Origin of the sequence: Modicisalibacter sp. 'Wilcox' (assembly GCF_010993675.1) — a bacterium.
GTDB classification, from domain to species: domain Bacteria; phylum Pseudomonadota; class Gammaproteobacteria; order Pseudomonadales; family Halomonadaceae; genus Modicisalibacter; species Modicisalibacter tunisiensis.
Genome location: NZ_WNXF01000002.1, coordinates 97,309 through 117,500 on the forward strand (window position 1 = coordinate 97,309; position 20,192 = coordinate 117,500).

The 20,192-nt window shown below is 69.9% G+C and carries 17 protein-coding genes; 9 read left to right on the plus strand and 8 right to left on the minus strand.

Annotation, left to right across the window (positions count from 1 at the left end; genetic code table 11):
- Window positions 1–12: 12 nt before the first annotated feature.
- The 6 genes from G7A98_RS02365 to G7A98_RS02390 all read left to right on the plus strand — a co-directional run bounded on the left by G7A98_RS02365 (window position 13) and on the right by G7A98_RS02390 (window position 5,614).
- Window positions 13–699, plus strand: a complete 687-nt coding sequence (locus G7A98_RS02365) for a DUF2764 family protein (protein ID WP_163647891.1) — start codon at window positions 13–15, stop codon at window positions 697–699.
- Window positions 696–2,585 (plus strand): V-type ATP synthase subunit A, encoded by a 1,890-nt coding sequence (locus G7A98_RS02370; protein ID WP_163647892.1) that lies wholly within the window; start codon window positions 696–698, stop codon window positions 2,583–2,585. Before G7A98_RS02365 ends, G7A98_RS02370 begins: the two co-directional genes overlap by 4 nt.
- 149 nt (window positions 2,586–2,734) lie before the next feature.
- A complete protein-coding gene (locus tag G7A98_RS02375; protein ID WP_163647893.1) occupies window positions 2,735–3,766 on the plus strand; it encodes an ABC transporter substrate-binding protein in 1,032 nt (343 codons plus the stop codon).
- On the plus strand, window positions 3,763–4,524 hold the full coding sequence (locus G7A98_RS02380) for an ABC transporter permease (protein ID WP_163647894.1): 762 nt from the start codon (window positions 3,763–3,765) through the stop codon (window positions 4,522–4,524). Before G7A98_RS02375 ends, G7A98_RS02380 begins: the two co-directional genes overlap by 4 nt.
- Entirely contained in the window at window positions 4,512–5,315 is an 804-nt protein-coding gene (locus tag G7A98_RS02385; RefSeq protein ID WP_240464653.1) for an ABC transporter ATP-binding protein, read from the plus strand. Before G7A98_RS02380 ends, G7A98_RS02385 begins: the two co-directional genes overlap by 13 nt.
- Window positions 5,312–5,614, plus strand: coding sequence for a hypothetical protein (locus tag G7A98_RS02390; RefSeq protein ID WP_163647895.1), 303 nt, complete (start codon window positions 5,312–5,314; stop codon window positions 5,612–5,614). The genes G7A98_RS02385 and G7A98_RS02390 overlap by 4 nt, the downstream gene beginning before the upstream one ends.
- A 342-nt stretch (window positions 5,615–5,956) precedes the next feature.
- Here the strand turns inward: G7A98_RS02390 and G7A98_RS02395 are convergent, their stop codons facing one another.
- From G7A98_RS02395 to G7A98_RS02405, 3 genes are all read right to left on the minus strand, one after another.
- Window positions 5,957–7,675, minus strand: coding sequence for an NADPH-dependent assimilatory sulfite reductase hemoprotein subunit (locus G7A98_RS02395; RefSeq protein WP_163647896.1), 1,719 nt, complete (start codon window positions 7,673–7,675; stop codon window positions 5,957–5,959).
- 49 nt (window positions 7,676–7,724) lie between these two features.
- Window positions 7,725–9,521 (minus strand): assimilatory sulfite reductase (NADPH) flavoprotein subunit, encoded by a 1,797-nt coding sequence (locus G7A98_RS02400; RefSeq protein ID WP_163647897.1) that lies wholly within the window; start codon window positions 9,519–9,521, stop codon window positions 7,725–7,727.
- Between the two features lie 109 nt (window positions 9,522–9,630).
- A complete protein-coding gene (locus tag G7A98_RS02405; RefSeq protein ID WP_163647898.1) occupies window positions 9,631–10,509 on the minus strand; it encodes a DMT family transporter in 879 nt (292 codons plus the stop codon).
- Window positions 10,510–10,693: 184 nt separating this feature from the next.
- Between G7A98_RS02405 and G7A98_RS02410 the strand changes: the two genes are divergently transcribed.
- A complete protein-coding gene (locus tag G7A98_RS02410; RefSeq protein WP_163647899.1) occupies window positions 10,694–11,287 on the plus strand; it encodes a gamma-glutamylcyclotransferase in 594 nt (197 codons plus the stop codon).
- A 15-nt stretch (window positions 11,288–11,302) separates the two neighbouring features.
- On the opposite strand, the gene G7A98_RS02415 is transcribed toward G7A98_RS02410, so the two are convergent.
- Window positions 11,303–11,476, minus strand: a complete 174-nt coding sequence (locus G7A98_RS02415; protein ID WP_163647900.1) for a hypothetical protein — start codon at window positions 11,474–11,476, stop codon at window positions 11,303–11,305.
- 188 nt (window positions 11,477–11,664) lie between these two features.
- Between G7A98_RS02415 and G7A98_RS02420 the strand changes: the two genes are divergently transcribed.
- Window positions 11,665–14,232 carry an EAL domain-containing protein gene (locus G7A98_RS02420; RefSeq protein WP_240464654.1) on the plus strand — a complete coding sequence of 856 codons (2,568 nt, stop codon included), beginning with the start codon at window positions 11,665–11,667 and terminating at the stop codon, window positions 14,230–14,232.
- A 4-nt stretch (window positions 14,233–14,236) separates the two neighbouring features.
- Here the strand turns inward: G7A98_RS02420 and G7A98_RS02425 are convergent, their stop codons facing one another.
- On the minus strand, window positions 14,237–15,925 hold the full coding sequence (locus G7A98_RS02425; protein WP_163647901.1) for a methyl-accepting chemotaxis protein: 1,689 nt from the start codon (window positions 15,923–15,925) through the stop codon (window positions 14,237–14,239).
- A gap of 147 nt (window positions 15,926–16,072) precedes the next feature.
- On the opposite strand from G7A98_RS02425, the gene G7A98_RS02430 reads away from it, so the two are divergent.
- Window positions 16,073–16,570 (plus strand): TspO/MBR family protein, encoded by a 498-nt coding sequence (locus G7A98_RS02430; RefSeq protein ID WP_163647902.1) that lies wholly within the window; start codon window positions 16,073–16,075, stop codon window positions 16,568–16,570.
- 39 nt (window positions 16,571–16,609) lie between these two features.
- Here the strand turns inward: G7A98_RS02430 and G7A98_RS02435 are convergent, their stop codons facing one another.
- From G7A98_RS02435 to G7A98_RS02445, 3 genes are all read right to left on the minus strand, one after another.
- Entirely contained in the window at window positions 16,610–18,484 is a 1,875-nt protein-coding gene (locus G7A98_RS02435) for a methyl-accepting chemotaxis protein (RefSeq protein ID WP_163647903.1), read from the minus strand.
- A 189-nt stretch (window positions 18,485–18,673) separates the two neighbouring features.
- Complete coding sequence (locus G7A98_RS02440) at window positions 18,674–19,102, minus strand: host attachment protein (protein ID WP_163647904.1); 429 nt, start codon at window positions 19,100–19,102, stop codon at window positions 18,674–18,676.
- A gap of 174 nt (window positions 19,103–19,276) precedes the next feature.
- A complete protein-coding gene (locus tag G7A98_RS02445) occupies window positions 19,277–19,897 on the minus strand; it encodes a LuxR C-terminal-related transcriptional regulator (RefSeq protein WP_163647905.1) in 621 nt (206 codons plus the stop codon).
- Between the last annotated feature and the right edge of the window lie 295 nt (window positions 19,898–20,192).

Here is a 20,192-nt window from a genome sequence, read left to right on the forward strand (position 1 = left end):
CGGGAGCCCGCCGTGGCCGACGACGCCTACCGCTACGTCACCCTGCTGTGCGCCCTGCCGGCGCTGCGCCGCCCCTTCCACTGGGAGCGCCCGCCGATCTCGCGGGTCCGCCTCGAACAGCGCCTGGCCATGCTCACGCCCGGCGACCGGGCCCGGATCGCGCGCATCGAGGCGCTGGTCCGGCCGTCGCGCGCCGACCCGCCGCCGGCTGCCGATACGCTGCTGCGCGACGCCGCCCGGGTGCTCGCCGAACTCGACTCGCCGCCGCTGCGCGAGTGGCTGCACTGGTGGCTGAGCCTGAAGGTACTCACCGCCGCCCTGCGCGCCCGCCGCGACGGCCAGGCCGATCCCGGCGTGCTCGGCGAGGCGCCGCGGGTGGGCCGTGCGCTGCGCGAGCACTGGACGCATCCGACCTTCGCCCTGGCCCGCCACCATCCCTGGCTGGAGTCCCTGGCGCCACTGATCCAGGCCGGCGACGCCGCGGCGACCGAGCAGGCCCTGCTGGAGCTGGCCTGGCAGTATCTCGACCGCCGGCGCCCCGAGCCGCCCTACGGGCTCGCGGCGGTGGTCCACTACCTGCTGCGCTGGTCGCTGGTCGAGCGCGGCTGCCAGCGCGACGAACGCCGGGCCGGCGAACGCTTCCGGGCGCTGCTCGACGCCATCCCCGATCTGGACGCATCCCTCGAGGCCGACTCATGACCCCTACCGCCCCCGACACCCCGGACGCCACCGCCCACGTGATCGCCATCAACGACGACGTGGTCACCCTGCGGCTCGACGATCCCGAGGCCGGCCGCTGGGTCAAGAACGAGGTGGTCCACCTCTGCCTGCCGCCCGACCCGGGCATGGAGCGCACCCGCCTCGAGGCCGAGGTACTGCGGGTGCGCGGCGCCGAGGCCGACGCCCAGGTCTACGAGGACACCGCCGGGGTCGGGATCGGCGATCCGGTGATCCAGAGCGGCGAACAGCTGGCGGTGACGCTCGGCCCGGGGCTGCTCGGCCAGGTCTACGACGGCCTGCAGAACCCGCTGCCGCGACTCGAGGCGATCGGCGGGCGCTTCCTGCAGCGCGGCCTCGACGTGCCGGCGCTGGACCGTCAGCAACGCTGGTCGTTCGAGGCGACGGTGCGCAGCGGCGACCGGGTGGTCGCCGGCGATGTGCTGGGCAGCGTCCAGGAAGGGCGCTTCGCCCACCGCATCTTCGTGCCCTTCGGCTGGGCAGGGCGCTTCACGGTGTCCTGGGTCCAGGCCGGCAGCGTCAACCTCGACGCGGTGATCGCCCGGCTGCGCGACGAGAAGGGCCGCGAGCATCCGGTGACGCTGACCCAGCGCTGGCCGGTGCGCCGGCCGCTCACCGCGAGCCTGCAGGCCGGCGGCCGCACGCAGCGCACCTACCCCGACACGCCGCTGACCACCTCCCTGCGCCTGATCGACACCTTCTTCCCGATCGCCAAGGGCGGCACCGCCTGTATCCCCGGGCCGTTCGGCGCCGGCAAGACGGTGCTGCAGAACCTGATCTCGCGCTACTCCGACGTCGACATCGTGATCGTCGTCGCCTGCGGCGAGCGGGCCGGCGAGGTGGTCGAGACGATCAACACCTTCCCCCAGCTGGCCGATCCGCGCACCGGCGGCACCCTGATGGACCGCACGATCATCATCTGCAATACCTCGTCGATGCCGGTGGCCGCCCGCGAGGCGTCGATCCACACCGGCATCACCCTCGGCGAGTACTACCGCCAGATGGGCTACGACGTGCTGCTGATCGCCGACTCCACCTCGCGCTGGGCGCAGGCGATGCGCGAGACCTCGGGGCGCCTCGAGGAGATCCCCGGCGAGGAGGCCTTCCCCGCCTACCTGGAGTCATCGATCCGCCAGCTCTACGAGCGCGCCGGGGTGGTCCAGACGCCGGCCGGCGACACCGGCAGCCTGACGCTGATCGGCACCGTCTCGCCGGCCGGGGGCAACTTCGAGGAGCCGGTCACCCAGGGCACCCTCAACACCGTCAAGACCTTCCTGGGACTGAGCTACGACCGCGCCTACCGGCGCTTCTACCCGGCGGTCGACCCGCTGATCTCCTGGTCGCGCTACCGTGACCAGCTCGATCCCTGGTTCCGCCGCGAGCTGGGCGCCGACTGGCGCCACCGCGTCGAGCGCCTGCAGCAACTGCTGCGCGACGGCGACGACATCCAGCGGATGATGCAGGTCACCGGCGAGGAGGGCATCAGCGACGCGGACTTCCTGACCCACCAGCAGGCGGCGCTGGTCGATCGCGTCTACCTGCAGCAGGACGCCTTCGACCCGGTCGACGTCTCGACGCCGCTGGCACGCCAGAAGGCGATGCTCGAGCTGCTCGACCAGGTGGTGGCGATGCACGGGCCCTTCGCCGACAAGGCGGCCATCCGCGCCACCTTCACCCGCCTGACCGACCTGTTTCACAACCTGAACGGGACCGCGAGCGACAGCGATGCCTATCGCCAGTACCGCGATCGCATCGAGGCCCTGGCGTCCGGCAAGACGGAGGCGGCGGAAACGCCCGCCCCCGGGCCCGACACCGGCGACAGCGACCGCGAAAACGCCGGCGCCTGAGCGGCCACGACGTCGCTCACCGGGCCCGTCCCGACCTCGCCCGAGCACCGGGGAATATGGTTATTCCAAGATCATAGAGGCAGAAATTTCTTCGCGGGCGACGAGTCGCTATAGTTTCGGGCCTGACAACCACCGCCCGGAGACCGCTCATGCGACGACTGTTCCAGTGGGTCGGCGCGCTCGCGCTGACCGCCCTGCTGCCGAGTGCCGCCCTCGCCCAGGATGACAGGACCACCCTCGAGGTCGGCTACATGCCGATCCTGCCGGTGGCTCAGCTGTTCGTGATGGAGGGCGCGGGCTGGACCGACGAGGCGGGGCTCGACCTCAAGCTGACGCGTTTCTCCAGCGGCCCGGCGATGGTCCAGGCGCTGGCCTCGGGCAAGCTCGACGTGATGAACTTCGGCATCGGCCCGGCGATGGTCGCGCGCGCCAACGGCGTGCCGCTCAAGGTGGTGGCCTCCAGCATCCAGGAGCAGATCGGCCTGGTCGCCCGCGGTGACTTCGCCGATGCCTTCGACGGCAACGACGCGGCCACCGCCATCGCCCGCTTTACCGAGGAGCACGGCCGCAAGCCCAAGATCGCCACCTTCCCCAGCGGCTCGGTGCCCTACACCGTGTTGCGCTACTGGCTGCAGGAGCAGGTCGGCGTGGACCCCGACGCGGTCGACATCGTCACCATGGGCGCGTCACGGGTCCAGCAGTCGCTGCTCGCCGGCGCGGTGGATGCCGCCTCGACCCTCGAGCCGATCCTCAGCGTCGTCCAGGGCCGCGACCCCGATGCCAAGGTCGTCGCCCGCGGCAGCGACATGCTGCCCAACCAGCCCGGCGCGGTACTGGCGGTGCGTGAAGCGGCGATGAAGGAACATCCCGAGGCCATCAAGAAGCTGGTCGCCCTGCACGTGCGCGCCACCCAAATGCTCCAGGAACATCCCGACCAGGCCGCGCCCTATGTGCGCGACTTCGTCGGCAAGCGGCTGATCAGCGAGGACACCGTCAGGACCGCGCTGGCCTCGCCGTCGTCCAACTACCTGGCCGACCCGCACGCCATCGTCGACGCCACCCGCACCATGGCCGACTTCCAGAAGCATATCGGCACCCTGAAGAAGCCGGTGGACGTCGACGCCCTGTTCGACACCTCGATCTATGACGCCGTGACGGCCGGGGAGAGCAAGACGCCATGAAGCGCCTGGCGCGCCATCGACGCACCCTGATCAGCGCCGCCAGCCTCGTCGGCCTGGTGGCGCTGTGGGAACTCGCCCTGCGGCTGGGCTGGCTGCCGGGCAACCTGGTCCCGCTGCCGTCGTCGATCCCCGCCGTGCTGTGGGCCGAGATCCACGACGGCATCTGGCTCGAGGTGGTGCTGGCCAGCCTGTCGCACTACAGCGTGGGGCTGGCGATCGGCTCGCTGCTGGGCATCGCGGTGGGGGTCGCCGCGGCGCTGGTGCCCACCTTCGACGCCGCCCACAGCTGGCTGGCGCGGCTGCTGCGGCCGATCCCGCCGCTGGCGTGGATCCCCTTCGCGATCATCTGGTTCGGCGTCACCGAGACCGCCGCGGCGTTCATCATCAGCATCGGCGTGTTCTGGATCAACTACTTCACCAGCTACAGTGCGGTACGCGCCGTCGACGACGGCTACTACGAGGTCGCCCAGGCCTTCGGCCAGGGTCGCTTTACCGCGCGGCTGGCCAAGATCAGCCTGCCGGCGGCCGCGCCGGGCATCCTCGGTGGCCTGCGCGCCGGCCTCGGCCAGGGCTGGATGACCGTGGTCGCCGCCGAGCTGTTCGGCATCCCCGGCATCGGCCAGCGCATGATGGAGGCCTCGGGGCTGCTCGCCACCGACGTGGTGGTGGTCTACATGCTGACCATCGCCGCGCTCTATGCGCTGTTCGACTTCCTGTTCATGAGCATCCAGCGGAGGGCCCTGCGGTGGCAGAACTGAGATCCTCGCGCCCCGCCGCCGACGCCCCGGTGCTCTCGGCACGCGGCGTGCGCCTGGGCTTCGCCGGCGACGTGGTGCTCGACGGCGTCGACCTGGACGTGTCCCCGCGCGAGTTCGTCGCCGTGGTCGGCGCCTCGGGGGTCGGCAAGTCGACCCTGCTGCGCGCCCTGGCCGGGCTGCTCACGCCGCAGCACGGCGAGGTGGCGCTGAGCACCACCGACGAGCCGGCCACCCGCCCCTGGTCGATGGTCTTCCAGGCGCCACGGCTGTTCCCCTGGCGGCGGGTGCGCGCCAACGTCGAACTGGGTCTCGAGGGGCTCGGCCTGTCGCGGGCCGAGCGTCGCGCCCGGGCCATGGCGCCGCTGGAACTGGTCGGCCTGGCCCCGCTGGCCGAGCGCTGGCCGCGCACCCTTTCGGGCGGCCAGCAGCAGCGGGTGGGCATCGCCCGGGCGCTGGCGGTGAAACCGCGGGTGCTGTTCATGGACGAGCCGTTCTCGGCACTCGACGCCCTGACCCGCCAGCGCCTGCAGGGCGAGCTCGCCGAACTGCGCCGGCGCAGCGACGCGGCGATCGTCTTCGTCACCCACGATATCGAGGAAGCGGTGCTGCTCGCCGATCGCGTCGTGGTCCTGGCCAGGCCCGACGAGCACACCCCGGCCGGCGTCCGCGACATCGTCACCGTCGACCTGCCGCTCGATCAGCGTCGTGGCCAGGCCGGCTTCCGAGACCACGTGCAGCGCCTGGAACGGCATATCGGCGTTGCCGCCACCCACGAGGAAACCCCGTCATGAGCCCGCTTCGCGTCCTGCTTCACGCGCCCACCGCCGACAGCCTGGCCCGGGCGCGGCGCAACGCCCGCAATCTGGTCACGTCGCGCCCCGGCGCCGAGGTGCTGATCGTCGCCAACGGTGCCGCGGTCCCCGCCGCCCTGGCCGAGCCCGACCCGGGCAGCGACGACCGGCTGCGCCTGTGCCGCAACACGCTCGCCGCCCAGGGACTCGACAACCCCGCCGGGCTCGAGGAGGTCGAGGCCGCCGTGGTCTTCCTGGCCGAATGCCAGGCCGACGGCTGGGCCTACATCCGCGCCTGATCCCTGCTGACCGCACCCGCCGGTGGGGGCATGGCTAGTTATGATCTCTCGGTAGGTTGTTCATCCGGAGCCTGGCCGTGGGAGCGACTTCAGTCGCGATGAATCCGCCACCGGGCCACCGCTGTCGGGGATCAATCCCCTCCCACAAGACCCTCAATCAGGCCAGTCAGCATGGCCACCGTCGTTGTGGGAGCGACTTCAGTCGCGATGGGTCGGCCACCGGGCTCCACAGTCGGGGATGAATCCCCTCCCACAGAAGACTCCGGCGGGCCGACCAGCCTGAATGCCCCCTCCGGTTAACCGGTTGGTCCTTTCCGTGAACAACCTGGTGGGTTTACACAGCTAGTCATGGAAATGCCGCCCGGCGGTCACTGCCGCGACGTAGCCGGTCCGAATGGTGAAGTCGCCGAACGCCTCGCCCGCCTGGCGCTCGGCGGCGTAATGGCGGAACAGGCCGTCGAGAATCTTGAGGATCTCGGCCTCGCCGATGTTGGCGCGGTAGAGCCTGTTGAGCCGCTGGCCATGGAAGCCGCCGCCGAGATACAGGTTGTACTTGCCCGGGCCGCGCCCGGTGAAGCCGATCTCGGCCAGGTAGGGCCGTGCGCAGCCGTTGGGGCAGCCGGTCATGCGCACCACGATCGGCGTGTCGGCGATGCCGGCGTCGGCGGCGCGGCGCTCGAGTGCGTCGATCAGTGACGGCAGGTAGCGCTCGCTCTCGGCCATCGCCAGCCCGCAGGTGGGCAGCGCCACGCAGGCCATGGCGTTGCGCCGCAGCTGGCCCATGCGTTCCGCCCGCTCCAGGCCGTAGTCGGCGATCAGCCGCTGGATCGCGTCGCGCTCGCCCGGTTCTATGGCGGCGATGGTCAGGTTCTGGTTGGGGGTCAGCTGAAACTCGCCGCCGTGGACCTCGGCGATCGCCCGCAGCCCGCTCATCAGCGGGTAATCCTCCCAGTCGCGGATGCGCCCGTTCTCGATGAACAGCGTGTAGTGCCAGCGGCCGTCGTCGCCCGCGACCCAGCCGTAGCGGTCGCCGTTGTGCTCGAAATGCACCTCGCGGGCGGGCTCGAGCGACCAGCCCAGGCGACGCTCGAGTTCCTCGCGGAACCAGTCGACGCCGCGGTCGTCGATGGTGTACTTCATCCGCGCGTGCTTGCGGTCGACGCGATCGCCGTAGTCGCGCTGGATCGCGACGATGGTCTCGGCGAGCGCGTTCACCTGTCCGGGGCGGCAGAAGCCGATCGGGTCGGCGAGCCGCGGGAAGGTCGCCGGTTCGTTCTCGGTGCGCCCCAGCCCGCCGCCGACGCACACCGTGAAGCCGACCAGTTCCCCTTCCTCGACGGCGGCGATCAGGCCGATGTCCTGGCTGTAGACGTCGATGTCGTTGACCGGCGGCACGGCGAAGCCGATCTTGAACTTGCGCGGCAGGTAGGTGGGCCCGTAGAGCGGCTCCTCGTCGGCGTCCGGATCGACGCGCTCGCCGTCGAGCCAGATCTCGCGATAGGCGTGGGTACGCGGCGCCAGGTGGTCGCTGACCTCGCGGGCGCAGCGCTGCACCGCGGCGTGGACGCGCGACTGGTGCGGATTGACCGCCGCCATCACCGTGCGGTTGACGTCGCCGCAGGCGGCCAGGGTGTCCAGCAGCGCGGCGTCGATGCCCTGCAGCGCGGCCTTGATGTCGCGCTTGAGCACGCCGTGGTACTGGAAGGTCTGGCGGGTGGTCAGACGCAGCCCGCCGTCGCCGTAGCGCCGGGCCAGGTCGTCGAGCGCCAGCCATTGCTCGGCCGTGCAGGTGCCGCCCGGCAGGCGCAGACGAATCATCATCTGGTAGGCCGGCTCGAGTTTCTGGTGGCGCCGCTCGTCGCGCAGGTCGCGGTCGTCCTGCTGGTAGAAGCCGTGGAACTTGGTCAGCTGGGTGTCGTCGGCGGCCAGCGCCCCGGTGATCGGGTCGGCCAGGCTCGCCTCGATGGTCCCGCGCAGGTAGCGGCTGTCGAGCTTGAGCCGCTCGTTGGGGTGCTTGGCCTCCAGCGGCGCGGTGATGTCACGGGTCCGTGAGTCCGCCATGCGACTCTCCTTTCAGGGCGGGAGTGCCGGTCGTCGGGGCCGGGCTCCCTTAGTAAACGTCTCGTTGATAGCGCTTGTCGCGTTGTAATTGCTTGAGATACTCGCCGGCCTGTTCGGCGCTGCGCCCGCCGTGTTCGGCGACGATCTCGACCAGCGCGGCATGGACGTCCGGCGCCATGCGCTCGGCGTCGCCGCAGACATAGAGATGGGCGCCGTCCTCGAGCCAGCGGAAGAGCTCGGCGCCGCGCTCGCGCAGGCGATCCTGGACGTAGACCTTGTGCGCTCCGTCGCGCGAGAAGGCCACGTCCATGCGATCGAGCACGCCCTCCTTGAGCCAGCGCTGCCACTCGGTCTGGTAGAGAAAGTCGGTGCGAAAGTGCGGATTGCCGAAGAACAGCCAGTTGGCACCGCCGGCGCCGGCCACCTCGCGCTCCTGGAGAAAGGCGCGAAACGGCGCCACCCCGGTGCCCGGACCGATCATCACGGTCGCCGTGTCGGGATCCTCGGGCAGCCGGAAGTGCTTGTTGCGACGCAGGTAGACCGGCACCGTCTCGCCGGGTTCGGCCTGCTCGGCGAGGAAGGTCGAGGCCACGCCGTGGCGCGCGCGGCCGAGGCTCTCGTAGCGCACCGCGGCGACGGTGACGTGGACCTCGCCGGGGTTGGCGAGGTGACTCGAGGCGATCGAGTACTCGCGCGGCTGGAGGCGGCGCATCATGCCCAGCAGCGTCTCGGCGTCGACACCGCCCTCGAGGGGGTGTTCCTCGAGCACGTCGATGACGTGTCGCCCGTGCAGGTAGTCCATCAGCTCGCCGCGCTTGCCCTCGGCAAGCAGCGCCTTGAGCGCCTCGGCCTCGGCGAGCTCGGCGTAGGCCTCGATGAACGCCGGGGTCAGGGTGGTGATCTCGTAGTCGTCGCGCAGCGCCTGGGCCAGGGTCCGCTCGCCGCTGTGACTGGCCACGGTCTGGTCGGGGTCGAGGCGCAGCGCCTCGAGCAGCTCGCCGGCCACCGCCTCGCGATTGCGCGGCATCAGGCAGAGGATGTCACCGGGCTGGTAGTCGAGCCCCGAACCTTCCAGCGACAGCTCGATGTGGTGAGTGGCCTTCTCCGAGCCACGGCCGTTGAGGATCTGGTTCTCCAGTACCTCGGCGTGGAAGGGGGTCTGGCGATCATAGGTGACCGCGGGCTGGGCCGGTGCGGCGACGGCCGCGGCAGGCGCCTCGATGACGTGTGCCGCGGCGGCGTCGAGCACGTTCCGGCGCCAGGCCTCGGCGGCCTCCTCGAAATCGACGTCGCAGTCGACGCGCTCGAGCAGCCGCTCGCCGCCCAGCGCCTCGAGACGGGCATCGATATCGCGTCCGGTCTGGCAGAAGTGCTCGTAGCTGGAATCGCCCAGCGCCAGCACCGCGAAGCGCGTGCCCTCGAGCCGGGGGGCCTTGCGGCCGTGCAGAAACTCGTGGAAGTCCAGCGCCGGATCGGGCGGATCGCCCTCGCCGTGGGTGGCGGTGACCACCAGCAGCAGGTGTTCATCGCGCAGCTCGCGGGGCTTGTAGTCGGCCATGTCGACCACCCGCGCCGGCAGCTCGCGGGCCAGTGCCGCCTCGCCGAGCCGTTCGGCGACGCCCTCGGCATTGCCGGTCTCGGACCCGTAGAGGATGGTCAGGGTGTGAGGCTCGGCGGCATGCTCGCGGGGCTCGGCACCCTCGCCGGAGGCCGCCTGCAGCCCGGCGAGGTAGCCGCTCAGCCAGGTCCGCTGATCGCCCGACAGGGCCTGGATCAGCCGGTTGGCGTCGGCGGCCTGGGCATCGGTCAGCGGGCTGTTGGTGGCATCGAGCGCCGTGCGGGACATGACACCTTCCTGTCCTTGGGAAGCGGGAAAACTGCTTCCAGCCTAGCGCCCATCCTTCATGCTTTTAAGGAATCGTTGCTTATCTTTTTATTCTCCTGACATCTATCCATCAGGTACTGCTGGGCCGGGCCTTGACCGCCACCCGCCGCTCGTGAAGGGCGATCGCCAGGCCGCTGGCGATGATCACCCCGGCGCCGACGAACACCCACACGTCCGGCACCTCGCCCCACAGCCACCAGCCCAGCAGCACCGCCCAGACCATCGCCGTGTAGTCGAAGGGCGCGGCCAGCGCGGCCGGGGCATAGCGAAACGCCAGGGTGATGAACGACACCGCGCCCATGCCCAGCACCCCCGAGCCGACGAATCCCAGCCAGTGCAGGCCCTGGGGGGTGCGCCACACGCCGGGCAGCAGCAGGGCGCTGACCACCAGCGGCACCAGGGTGGCGTAGAAGACCATGGCCCACAGCCGTTCCTTGCCGCCGTAGCGCCGCGCGGTGATCATCATCAGCGCATAGCAGACCGCTGCCCCGATGACGATCAGCGCGCCCCACTGGAAGCCGGCCGCGCCGGGACGCACCACGATCAGCACACCGGCGAAGCCCACCAGCGAGGCGGCGAACGGCACCGCCGCGACGCGCTCATTGAGCAGCGGCCCCGACAGCAGGGTCACGAACAGCGGCGCGGCGAAGGCGATCGCCGTGGTCTCGGCCAGCGGCAGCAGGGTCAGCCCGGTGACGAAGCAGAACATGGTGCCGGTGAAGATCAGCCCGCGCAGCAGGTGCACGCCCGGCCGGCGCGTCCTGAGGGCCGCCCAGCCGCCGCGCCAGCGGGCCAGCAGGGCGATCAGCGGCAACGAGACCAGGGTGCGGAAGAAGATGATCTGAATCGGGTCGTAGGTACCGCCCAGCCACTTGGACACCGCGTCGCCCAGCGCCAGACACAAGACGCCGGCACACATGATCAGGATACCCAGCAGCGACGATGACATCTCGACCTCCACGACGAGCGATGGCCGCGAGTGCGTCGCGGCCATCGACAGGAAACGGACCGGCCGTTCGGCCGGCCTTCGAGCATAGCCGAACGGGCTACGCACCGCGATGGTGCAAGCGCTGCCAGGAGTTGGTAAAACGACACCCCGTCCTATCCCTCGAACCACCGGAGATGCCAGGCCGATGACCCTCGACACCACCGCGCTCAATCGCCGCATGACCCACTTCGACCAGCACGACTCGGTGTGGCTGTTCGGCTACGGGTCGTTGATCTGGAAGGCGGGGTTTCCCTACCGGGAGCGGCGCCCGGCGTCGATTCGCGGCTGGACGCGACGCTTCTGGCAGGCATCGCACGATCATCGCGGCACGCCCGAGGCGCCGGGTCGGGTGGCGACCCTGGTCGCCGAGGCAGGCGCCGTCTGCCACGGCATGGCCTACCGCATCACGCCGGACGTGTTCGCGCCGCTGGACGTGCGCGAGAAGAATGGCTATCTGCGCGTGATCACGGAATTGACGTTCGCGGATGGCGGGCAGGACACCGGCGTGGTGTATATCGCCGGCGAGGACAACGCGGCCTTTGCCGGCCCGGCGCCCGAGTCCGAGATCGCGCGGCGGATCGCCGCGTCGCACGGACCCAGCGGCGCCAACCGGGACTATCTCCTGAAGCTGGCCGAGGCACTGCGCGAGCTGGGTGTCGACGACCCCCACGTCTTCACGCTGGAGCGCGAACTGCTCGCCCTGCTGCGTGACCGGCCGGGGCGGGCCGACGGGGCCTGAGGATCAGGTCGGGATTCAGCGGGCCTCGCCGCCGTCGCTTTCCTTGCCGGCGATGCTGGTGGTCACGCCGGACGTGCCGTGGACATCCTGGAACGCGTTCGCCTCGCTCTCGGTGACGACGGTGAACGGCAGCATGGCGGAGACGACCACGGCGGCCAGCATGGAGAAAAGGCGATTGAGTACCTTCATGACACCCTCCTTCGGTGGTGTGCGAGCTGCGACTTTTTGCCGCAACACACTGATAGATTGCTACCTACCGAAGTGCGTCGTCAAGCCGAGTGCCGTGCAAACTGCAACAGAACTGACACAGCTCCCCGGAGGCACGAAAAAAATCAATGGTTTGCCGAGGCAAACTTGCCTTGACAAGGCACTCCTATATGCTGGGCGCCATCCCGTATCCGACCTTCCGTGAGACGACCATGCCGCACAACCTGCCCATCGCGCACATCATGCAGACCGGCCTGCTCACCTGTTCCCCGGCCACGCCCCTGCGCACGGCGGCCGCGAGGATGGCCGAGCGTCGCTGCAGTTCGATGCTGGTGGTCGAGGACGACCGGGTGGTCGGCATCTGGACCGAGCACGACAGCCTGCGGGTCGACTTCGCCGATCCCGGCTCCCTGACCCGCCCCATCGCCACGGTGATGAACCCGTCGCTGGTCACCCTCTCGCCCGACACGCCGATCGGCGAGGCCGCGGTACGCTTCAAGAACGACGACCATCACCACGTGCTGGTCGTCGATGCGGCCGACAAGCCGCTGGGGATCGTCTCGCGGACCGACGTGGTGCTGCGCCAGGGCATCGAGCCCTATTTGAAGCTGCGCGACGTGAACGCGGCGATGCGCCCCGTCGCGCAGGTGGTGGCCCACGACGCCTCGCTCACCGAGACCGCCGAGACCATGCGCCGCCAGGGCAGCGACGCGGTGATCGTGCGCTGCGGCGCGGACCTGGGCATTCTCACCGAGCGTGACCTGGTGCGTTTCATCGCCCGCCACCCCGGTGCCACTCCCGTCGGCGAGCTGGCCAGCCAGCCGTTGCTGACGGTGCGTCGCGACGACGTGCTGATCCATGCCCGCGACCTGCTGATCGACCACCATGTGCGTCATCTCGCGGTGCTCGACGAGGCCGGGGCCGTGATCGGCCTGCTGGGCTTCGAGGACATGCTGGCCGGCGCCGAGCAGCTCTATCTCGATGACCTGCGCCAGGCCCTGGAACAGCGCGATCATGCCCTGGCCCAGTCGCGCAAGCACCTGCAGCTGGCCGAACGGGTCATCGACTCGTCGCTGGAGGGCATCATCATCACCGACGCCCGGACCCGCATCGAGTTCGTCAACCCGGCCTTCACCCACATGACCGGCTACACCCTCGAGGAGGCGGTCGGTCGCACCCCGGCCATGCTGTCCTCGGGGCGCCACGACGCCGAATTCTACCGGCAGATGTGGGAGGCCCTGCAGACCCGGGGCTTCTGGCGAGGCGAGATCTGGAACCGGCGCAAGAGCGGCCAGCTCTATCTGGAGCTGCTGACCATCACCGCGATGCGCGACGAGCAGGGCGAGATCACCAACTTCGCGGCACTGTTCAACGACATCACCCACCTGCGCGAGAACGAGGAGCGCGTTCGCCGGCTGGCCTACTACGACGCCCTGACCCAGCTCCCCAACCGGCGCCTGCTGGAGGACCGGCTCTCCCTGGCGATCCGTCACGCCCACCGCCAGGGCCAGCCCCTGGCGGTGGTCTTCATCGACCTCGATCACTTCAAGCAGGTCAACGACAGCCTCGGCCATGCCCTGGGCGACGAGCTGCTGGTGCAGGTCGCCCGGCGTCTGTCGGCAGAGCTGCGCGAGGATGACAGCCTGGCGCGGCTGGGCGGTGACGAGTTCATCGCCCTGCTGCCCGAGGTCCGCTCGCCCGCGGAGGCCGCACGGGTGGCACGACGGCTGATCGACACCATCAGTTCACCCTTCACGCTCGGCGGCCGCCAGTTCCGCATCGGCTGCAGCGTGGGCATCAGCCTCTACCCTACCGACGGCGACGATGCCGAGTCCCTGGTGCACCATGCCGACGCGGCGATGTACCGTGCCAAGCAGGAGGGCCGCAACACCTACCGCCTGTATCGCGCCGACATGCATGCCCAGGACAGCCAGCGGCTGACCCTGGAAACCGCACTGCGCAACACCGCCGAGACCGGTGACGGCCTGGTGGTCCACTACCAGCCCCTGTTCGACCGCGACAGCGGCCAGATCCGCGGGGCCGAGGCGCTGCTGCGCTGGCAGCATCCGACCCTGGGGATGATCTCGCCCGGCGACTTCATTCCGCTGGCCGAGAGCTCGGGGCTGATCCTGCCCCTGGGCGAACAGCTCATCGACGTCATCATGGGCCAGCTGCGCGCCTGGCTCCAGGCGGGGCTCGACCCGGTTCCGGTGGCGATCAACCTCTCGCCCCGCCAGTTCTGGCAGAGCGGGCTGGCCAAGTGGGTCGGCCGGCGCCTCGCCCATCACGACCTGCCCGCCAGACTGGTAGGCTTCGAGCTGACCGAGAGCTGCCTGCTCGACCAGTCGCAGGCGGCGGCCGCCATACTCCGGGGCCTGCAGTCGCTGGGCTGCTTCACCGCCATCGACGACTTCGGCACCGGCTACTCGTCGCTCAGCTACCTGCAGGACCTGCCGTTCAACGAGCTCAAGGTCGACCGCACCTTCATCCGCCGCCTCAACGACGGCACCCGCAGCAGCCGCGCCATCCTCGGCGCGGTGACAGGGCTGGCCAGCGAACTGGGCCTGACGGTGGTCGCCGAGGGCGTGGAAACCGCCGAGCAGCTCGAGCGGCTCAAGCCCTACCAAATCGACCTGATCCAGGGCTTCCTGATGGGGCGGCCATCCCCCGCCGCCACCTTCGCCGACACCTGGCTGGCGCCGCGACGCCTGACGGCGGACGACGCCAGCGATCGCTAGCCCCCTAGAACTCGCTCCACTCCGGCTCATCGCTGCCGGTGTCCGCTACCGTCTGACGGCGCCGGGGAGCCGGGGCGTCCTGGCTCACCGGTGTCGCCCGGCGGGTCCCGTCGGCGGCCGCGCTCGGCAAGGCCCGGGCCGGCGTGCCGCCCTCCAGGCGGAAGCGCGCGATCATTTCCGCCAGGCGTTGCGATTCGCCACGCAGCGAACCGGCCGCGGCACTGGTCTCCTCCACCAGCGAGGCATTCTGCTGGGTCACCGAGTCCATCTGGGTGACCGCCGCACCGACCTGCTCGACCCCGGCCTTCTGCTCGCGAGCGGACATCGCCAGTTCGTCGATCAGCTCGGCGACGCGGCGAATCGAGGCCACCACCTCGTGGATCTTTTCCCCGCTGCGACCGGCCTGGGCGGAGCCGGAGGTGATCGTCCGCGAGATCTGCTCGATCATGCCACGAATCTCCCGCGACGACTCGGCGGTGCGGGTCGCCAGGGTACGCACCTCGCTGGCCACCACGGCGAAGCCACGGCCGTGCTCGCCGGCGCGGGCCGCCTCGACCGAGGCATTGAGCGCCAGGATGTTGGTCTGGAAGGCGATCGAGTCGATGACCTCGATGATCTCGCCGATCTGCTTCGAACTCGACTCGATCTCCTGCATCAGGGCCACGGTCTGCTCGACCTCGCCGGCGCCGCTCTCGGCCTGGTCGGCGGCCGTGCTCGACAGGTTGTTGGCCTGCTCGGCGGTCTCGGTGTTCTGGCGCACCGTCGAGGCGATCTGCTCCATGCTCGAGGCGGTCTCCTGCAGTGCCGAGGCCTGCTGCTCGGTACGCGACGACAGGTCCTCGCTGCCGGCGGCGATCTCCGCGGCGCCGGTGGCCACGGTGTCGCTGCTGGCCTTGAGGGTGCCGACCAGCTCCCGCAGCCCGGCCTGCATGGTCGCCATCGCCGTGTAGAGCTGTCCGATCTCGTTGTCGCGCCGGCTACGGATGTCACTGGTCAGATCGCCTTCGGCGATGCGTTCGCAGTGCGCCACCGCGGCGTCCAGGGGCTCCAGCAACCAGCGCTTGACGGCCACCATGACCGCCGCGAACAGCACGACCGCCAGGCCCATCAGCACCAGCCCCAGCATGTTGGCCAGGCCGGCGAAGCTCGCATCCTCGGCGATCAGGGTATTGCCACGCTGTTCGGCATAATGAACGAAGGCATCGACGGCGTCGGCGAACCGGCCATAGCTCTCGAGGAAGGCATCATCGTTGGCGAGCAGCGCCTGCACGTCACCGGCGTCGAGTGCCTTGAGGAAGGGCGCACTGACCGCCTGCTGGTAGGCCTCGGTGATCGCCTTCACGTAGGACTGCCGCTCGCTGCCCGCCGGCAGGTCCACCTGCTCGAACTGGGCGAAGCGGGCCGTCGCCTGGCCGAAGGAGCTCTGTGCCTTCTCGAGCCAGGCCTGCGCCTCGGCCTCGTTGCCGCGCTGCTGGAAATTCTCGAACTTGACCAGCCGGGTCTGCCCCTGGGCCAGATTGACCTGGGTGCGGTTGAGGGTGTTGACCTGTTCGACGTTGATCTCGGCCAGCTCGTGCAGGCCGCGGCTGCTCACGTCATGGGCGTAATAGCCGAGCCCGCCGATCAGGACGATCATCAGGGCCATCAGGCCGAAGGCCATGAAGAGGCCTTGCTTCACTGACAGGTTGCGCATGAGTCATGTTCTCCCTCGCCATCCCGGAAGGATGCACGAGCCGGATGAGTGGGATACGGATACACAGAGAAGAAGAATCGGCAGGACTGCCAGGAACTTTAACAATTACTATACTAATTGTTCGTTAGACTTGGACACGGAGGACTCATGCCCGCACCTTCGCGGCGCCGCCAGGGCGCCGGACTCCTCGGCTGGTTCGCGGTGTGCTTCGCCGCCGCCGGCATCGGCGCGATCGCCTCGGTGAATGCCGCCACCTTCTACGCCCGTCTCGCGCAGCCGGCCTGGGCGCCCCCCGCCGCGGCCTTCGGCCCGGTATGGACGACCCTCTATGCACTGATGGCCATCGCCGCCTGGCTGGTGTGGCGCCAGGCCGGGTTTCGCGACGCGCGCGGCGCGCTGACGCTGTTCCTGATCCAGCTGGCGGTCAACGCCTTGTGGAGCTGGCTGTTCTTCGTCTGGCACCTGGGGGCCGCCGCCTTCGTCGGCACCCTCGTCCTGTGGGGGCTGATCGCGGCGACGCTGGTCACCTTCTGGCGGGCGAGCCGGCCGGCGGGCGCGCTGCTGCTGCCCTACCTGGCCTGGGTCACGCTGGCCACGGCGCTGACCTGGCACGTCTGGCAGGCCAATCCGCAGCTGCTCGGCTGAACCGGGGCGGGCCGCCGGCGCGACCCGCCCGCTGTCGCCTCAGACCGTCTCGGTCAGTGCCCGCGGCGCCGGTGACGAGGACGCCGTGGATCCGACGCCCGGCAGCGCCTCGCGGGATCGGGTGCTCAGCGTGAAGCCGCCCACGACCGCGGCCAGCCGCCGCGCCTGGGCCTGGAGCTCGGCAGCCGCGGTGGCGGTCTGCTCGACCATCGCCGCGTTCTGCTGGGTCGCCTGATCCAGGTCGGCCACCGCCTGGTTGACCTGGCCGATGCCCTGGCTCTGCTCGCGGGTCGCGGCGTTGATCTCGCCGAGCACGTCGGTGACCCGCTTCACGCTGTCGACGATCTCCTCCATGGTCGCCCCCGCGGCGCGGACCCGCTCGGTGCCGCTGCGGGTCTTGGCGGCGGAGGCGTCGACCAGTGTCTTGATCTGGCGCGAGGCGTCGGCGCTGCGGCTGGCCAGCTGGCGCACCTCGCCGGCCACCACCGCGAAGCCGCGGCCCTGCTCGCCGGCCCGCGCCGCCTCCACCGAGGCGTTGAGCGCCAGCAGGTTGGTCTGGAAGGCGATGCCGTCCATCAGCGTGACGATCTCGGCGATCTGCCGCGACGAGGCCTCGATGTCATCCATGGTCTGCACCACCTCGTCCATCGCCTCGCCGCCCCGCGAGGCGACGTCCGCCGCCGAGGCGGCCAGCTGATCCGCCTGGCGTGCCGAGTCGGCGGTGTGCTCGACGGTACCGGCGAGCTCTTCCATCGATGCCGAGGTTTCCTGGATGCTCGACGCCGCCGACTCGGTACGGGCCGAGAGATCCTGGCTGCCGTGGGCGATCTCGGAAGAGGCGGTGCTCACCGAGTCGCTGCTGTCGCGCACGTCGATCAGCACGTGCTCGAGCTTGTCGACGAAGCGGTTGAAGCCATCGGCGATGCGTGCCACCTCGTCGCGCCCCTGGGCCGGCAGGCGCCGGGTCAGGTCACCGCTGCCCGAGGCGATGTCCTCGAGGGCGTCACGCACTCGCTCGAGCCCGGCGAGCATGCGCTTGAGCCACAGCCCCAGCAGTACCGCCGCAGCCCCGGTGGCGATGACCAGGGTGATCAGCAGCGTTTTCAGGACAGCCTGCAGCCCGGCGGTGGCCTGGGCCTGGTCGAGCGCGACGCCCAGCCGCCAGTCGGTGCCGGCGATCGGCGTCACCGCCAGCCGCTTGGTACGGCCGCCGACGTTCACCGCCTGCCAGCCGTCCCCCGCGGCCAATCGGTCCAGCAGCGCGCCGTCGAGCGACTGACTCAGGGTGGAGAGCGGCTTGAGCGTCAGCGAGGTGTCGGGGTGGGCGATCAGGGTATCGCCGGTACTCAGGAAGGCGAAGCTGTCGGGGGTCGGCCGGATCGCCGAGACGGTGTCGACGATCTTGTCGATCATCACGTCACCGCCGATCACGCCCCACAGCGTGCCATCGCGCTCGACCGGCGTGGCAAAGGTCACGATCGGCTTGCCGCTGCTGGCGTCGATGTAGGGCTTGGAGACGATGGTGTGGCCGGCGGCCTTGGCCGCCTTGTACCAGCCGCGTTCGCGGTGGTCGTACTTGGCCGGCGGCTGCCAGCCGTTGGACGAGACGAAGCGGCCGCCCGGGGTCCCCACGTAGGTCATCTCGAAGCCGCCGGCCTCGGCCAGCTGGACCAGCGCCGCCTGCATGGCGTCGCCGGTCACCGGCTGGCGGGCCGCCTCGATCATGGCGCGCCGATCGGCGATCCAAGTCTCGATGGTGTCGCGGCTGCCGTCGACCAGGGTGGAGAGGTTGTCGTCGAGGGTGGTTTCGTAGTGGGCACGGATGGTGAAGTAGCTCACCGCGCCGGCCGCCAGCATGGCGACGGCGATGATGGCCACGCAGGCCACCTGCAGGCGTCGTTTCAGGGAGGACATCGGAAGTCTCGCTCAGGCCGGAAGTGTCGGGGTCGTTCTTGTTATCGCTCGTGGGCGGCATGGGCCCTTCCCGGCTATCGGCAGCTTCCCCGGCAACTTGAGTCGAGAACCGCACCGGGCATTCCCGGCAACGACACCGCCGGCCCGAGGGCCGGCGGCGGAAAGGCTAAGGCTGGAAGACGGCGAGCGTCAGGCGTAGGGCTTGCCCAGCGTCTCGGCAATCTGCTCCTTGGTCGCCTTGGACAGGTCCTTGTCGAGCTCCTTGACCACCAGCTTGCGCGTCGCGTCATCGAGCTTGTCGCGCAGCTGGCCGAGGAAGCGCGGCTCGGCGATGATCACGAAGTGGTCCGCCTTGCCCTGCGAACGCGCCTGCTTGAGGTAATGGGCCACTTCCTTGGCGAAGAACATGGCGTGCTTCTCCAGGGTGGCGTCGGCGTTGCCGGTCTGGCGCAGGTGGGCGCCGCCGCCGGACTCGCCCTTGCCGCCGGTGCGCAGGTCGCCGATATGCTCGCGGCTCTCGGGGTGGACCAGATCCTCGACTTCGCGCATCACGCCGGCGGCGTGGGCGAAGACCCGGGCGCGGGCCGCGTCGGTGGCGATGATGTAGGTGGTGCTCATGGAGTCTCCTTGTTCCGTGATAACCGCTGGCTCAGCGTCGATGACACGCCGCTCCGATGTCCGGAACGGCGACTGAACGGGCACGCCGCCCCTCCCGGGCGGCTTCCCCTTCAGGATGGGCGATAGCGATACGCCAAGCAACGTCGATGCGCGCTTCCGGCGGCGACGGCGCCTTCACGGCGTCTCGCAGAGCATCCAGCCGCGCACCAGGGCCGCCAGCGAGCCCACCTCGAACTTGGCCATGATGTGCGCACGGTGCAGCTCGACCGTCTTGGGGCTGATGCCGAGCTTCGCGGCGATCGCCTTGCTGGTGGCGCCGTCGACGACATGCGCGAGCACCTCGCGCTCGCGGGGCGTCAGGCGCGCCAGGCGCTCGCGCATGACACGCCGGCGATGCCGCGAGCGACGACGCGCCAGGTGGTGCGACACCATCCGGCAGACCCGCTCGCGCAGCCGCTCGCCATCGACGGGCCGCAGCAGCACATCCGCCGCGCCGGCGCGCATCGCCTCGAGCCCGAGCACGGCATCGTCGCGCCCGGCCAGCAGCAGTATCGGCGGTGTCTCGGCGTCCCGCGCCGCCAGGCGGCGCTGCAGCTCGAGGCCGGTCATGGTGGGCAGGCGCAGCTCGCAGACCAGGCAGGCGGCCTCGTCCGCTCCGGGGTGCCAGGCGTTCAGGAAGTCGCGGCCGCTGGCATGGCGCCGCAGCGGCCAGGGCAGCCGACGCGCCCACGCCTCGGGCAGCGCCAGCGGCGCCAGGCCGCTCTCGACGAGGTGAACCGTGGGGGTGATTGGCATGGCAGTTCCTCGGTGTCCCGTCCATGGCACGACGCCGACACAGTCGGCGTCCGTTCAGCCTAGGGTTTGTCCGAAAAGTCGGCGAGCGACGATCAGGCAAGGCAAAAATCAGCGAAAAAGCGGAGTTTACGAGGTGTAAATGAGTATTTTGAGCTGATTTTTAACGCAGCATGATCGAGCGCAGCCAGTTTTCAGACAAAGCCTAGTCGCTCGACCCGGGGTTTTCCCCTATGGCGAGCCCGCCCGCGAGCCTCTTTACTGAAAGGCTGAATGGATTCCGATAACGATACGCGGC

Bases quoted from the DNA above. Each gene is read 5' to 3' on its own strand.
- G7A98_RS02380 (WP_163647894.1), top strand. From the start codon at position 3,763: ATGAAGCGCCTGGCGCGCCATCGACGCACCCTGATCAGCGCCGCCAGC.
- G7A98_RS02425 (WP_163647901.1), bottom strand. From the start codon at position 15,925: ATGCGCAACCTGTCAGTGAAGCAAGGCCTCTTCATGGCCTTCGGCCTG.
- G7A98_RS02440 (WP_163647904.1), bottom strand. From the start codon at position 19,102: ATGAGCACCACCTACATCATCGCCACCGACGCGGCCCGCGCCCGGGTC.
- G7A98_RS02370 (WP_163647892.1), top strand. From the start codon at position 696: ATGACCCCTACCGCCCCCGACACCCCGGACGCCACCGCCCACGTGATC.
- G7A98_RS02375 (WP_163647893.1), top strand. From the start codon at position 2,735: ATGCGACGACTGTTCCAGTGGGTCGGCGCGCTCGCGCTGACCGCCCTG.
- G7A98_RS02390 (WP_163647895.1), top strand. From the start codon at position 5,312: ATGAGCCCGCTTCGCGTCCTGCTTCACGCGCCCACCGCCGACAGCCTG.
- G7A98_RS02400 (WP_163647897.1), bottom strand. From the start codon at position 9,521: ATGTCCCGCACGGCGCTCGATGCCACCAACAGCCCGCTGACCGATGCC.
- G7A98_RS02430 (WP_163647902.1), top strand. From the start codon at position 16,073: ATGCCCGCACCTTCGCGGCGCCGCCAGGGCGCCGGACTCCTCGGCTGG.
- G7A98_RS02405 (WP_163647898.1), bottom strand. From the start codon at position 10,509: ATGTCATCGTCGCTGCTGGGTATCCTGATCATGTGTGCCGGCGTCTTG.
- G7A98_RS02420 (WP_240464654.1), top strand. From the start codon at position 11,665: ATGCTGGGCGCCATCCCGTATCCGACCTTCCGTGAGACGACCATGCCG.
- G7A98_RS02410 (WP_163647899.1), top strand. From the start codon at position 10,694: ATGACCCTCGACACCACCGCGCTCAATCGCCGCATGACCCACTTCGAC.
- G7A98_RS02445 (WP_163647905.1), bottom strand. From the start codon at position 19,897: ATGCCAATCACCCCCACGGTTCACCTCGTCGAGAGCGGCCTGGCGCCG.
- G7A98_RS02435 (WP_163647903.1), bottom strand. From the start codon at position 18,484: ATGTCCTCCCTGAAACGACGCCTGCAGGTGGCCTGCGTGGCCATCATC.
- G7A98_RS02395 (WP_163647896.1), bottom strand. From the start codon at position 7,675: ATGGCGGACTCACGGACCCGTGACATCACCGCGCCGCTGGAGGCCAAG.
- G7A98_RS02415 (WP_163647900.1), bottom strand. From the start codon at position 11,476: ATGAAGGTACTCAATCGCCTTTTCTCCATGCTGGCCGCCGTGGTCGTC.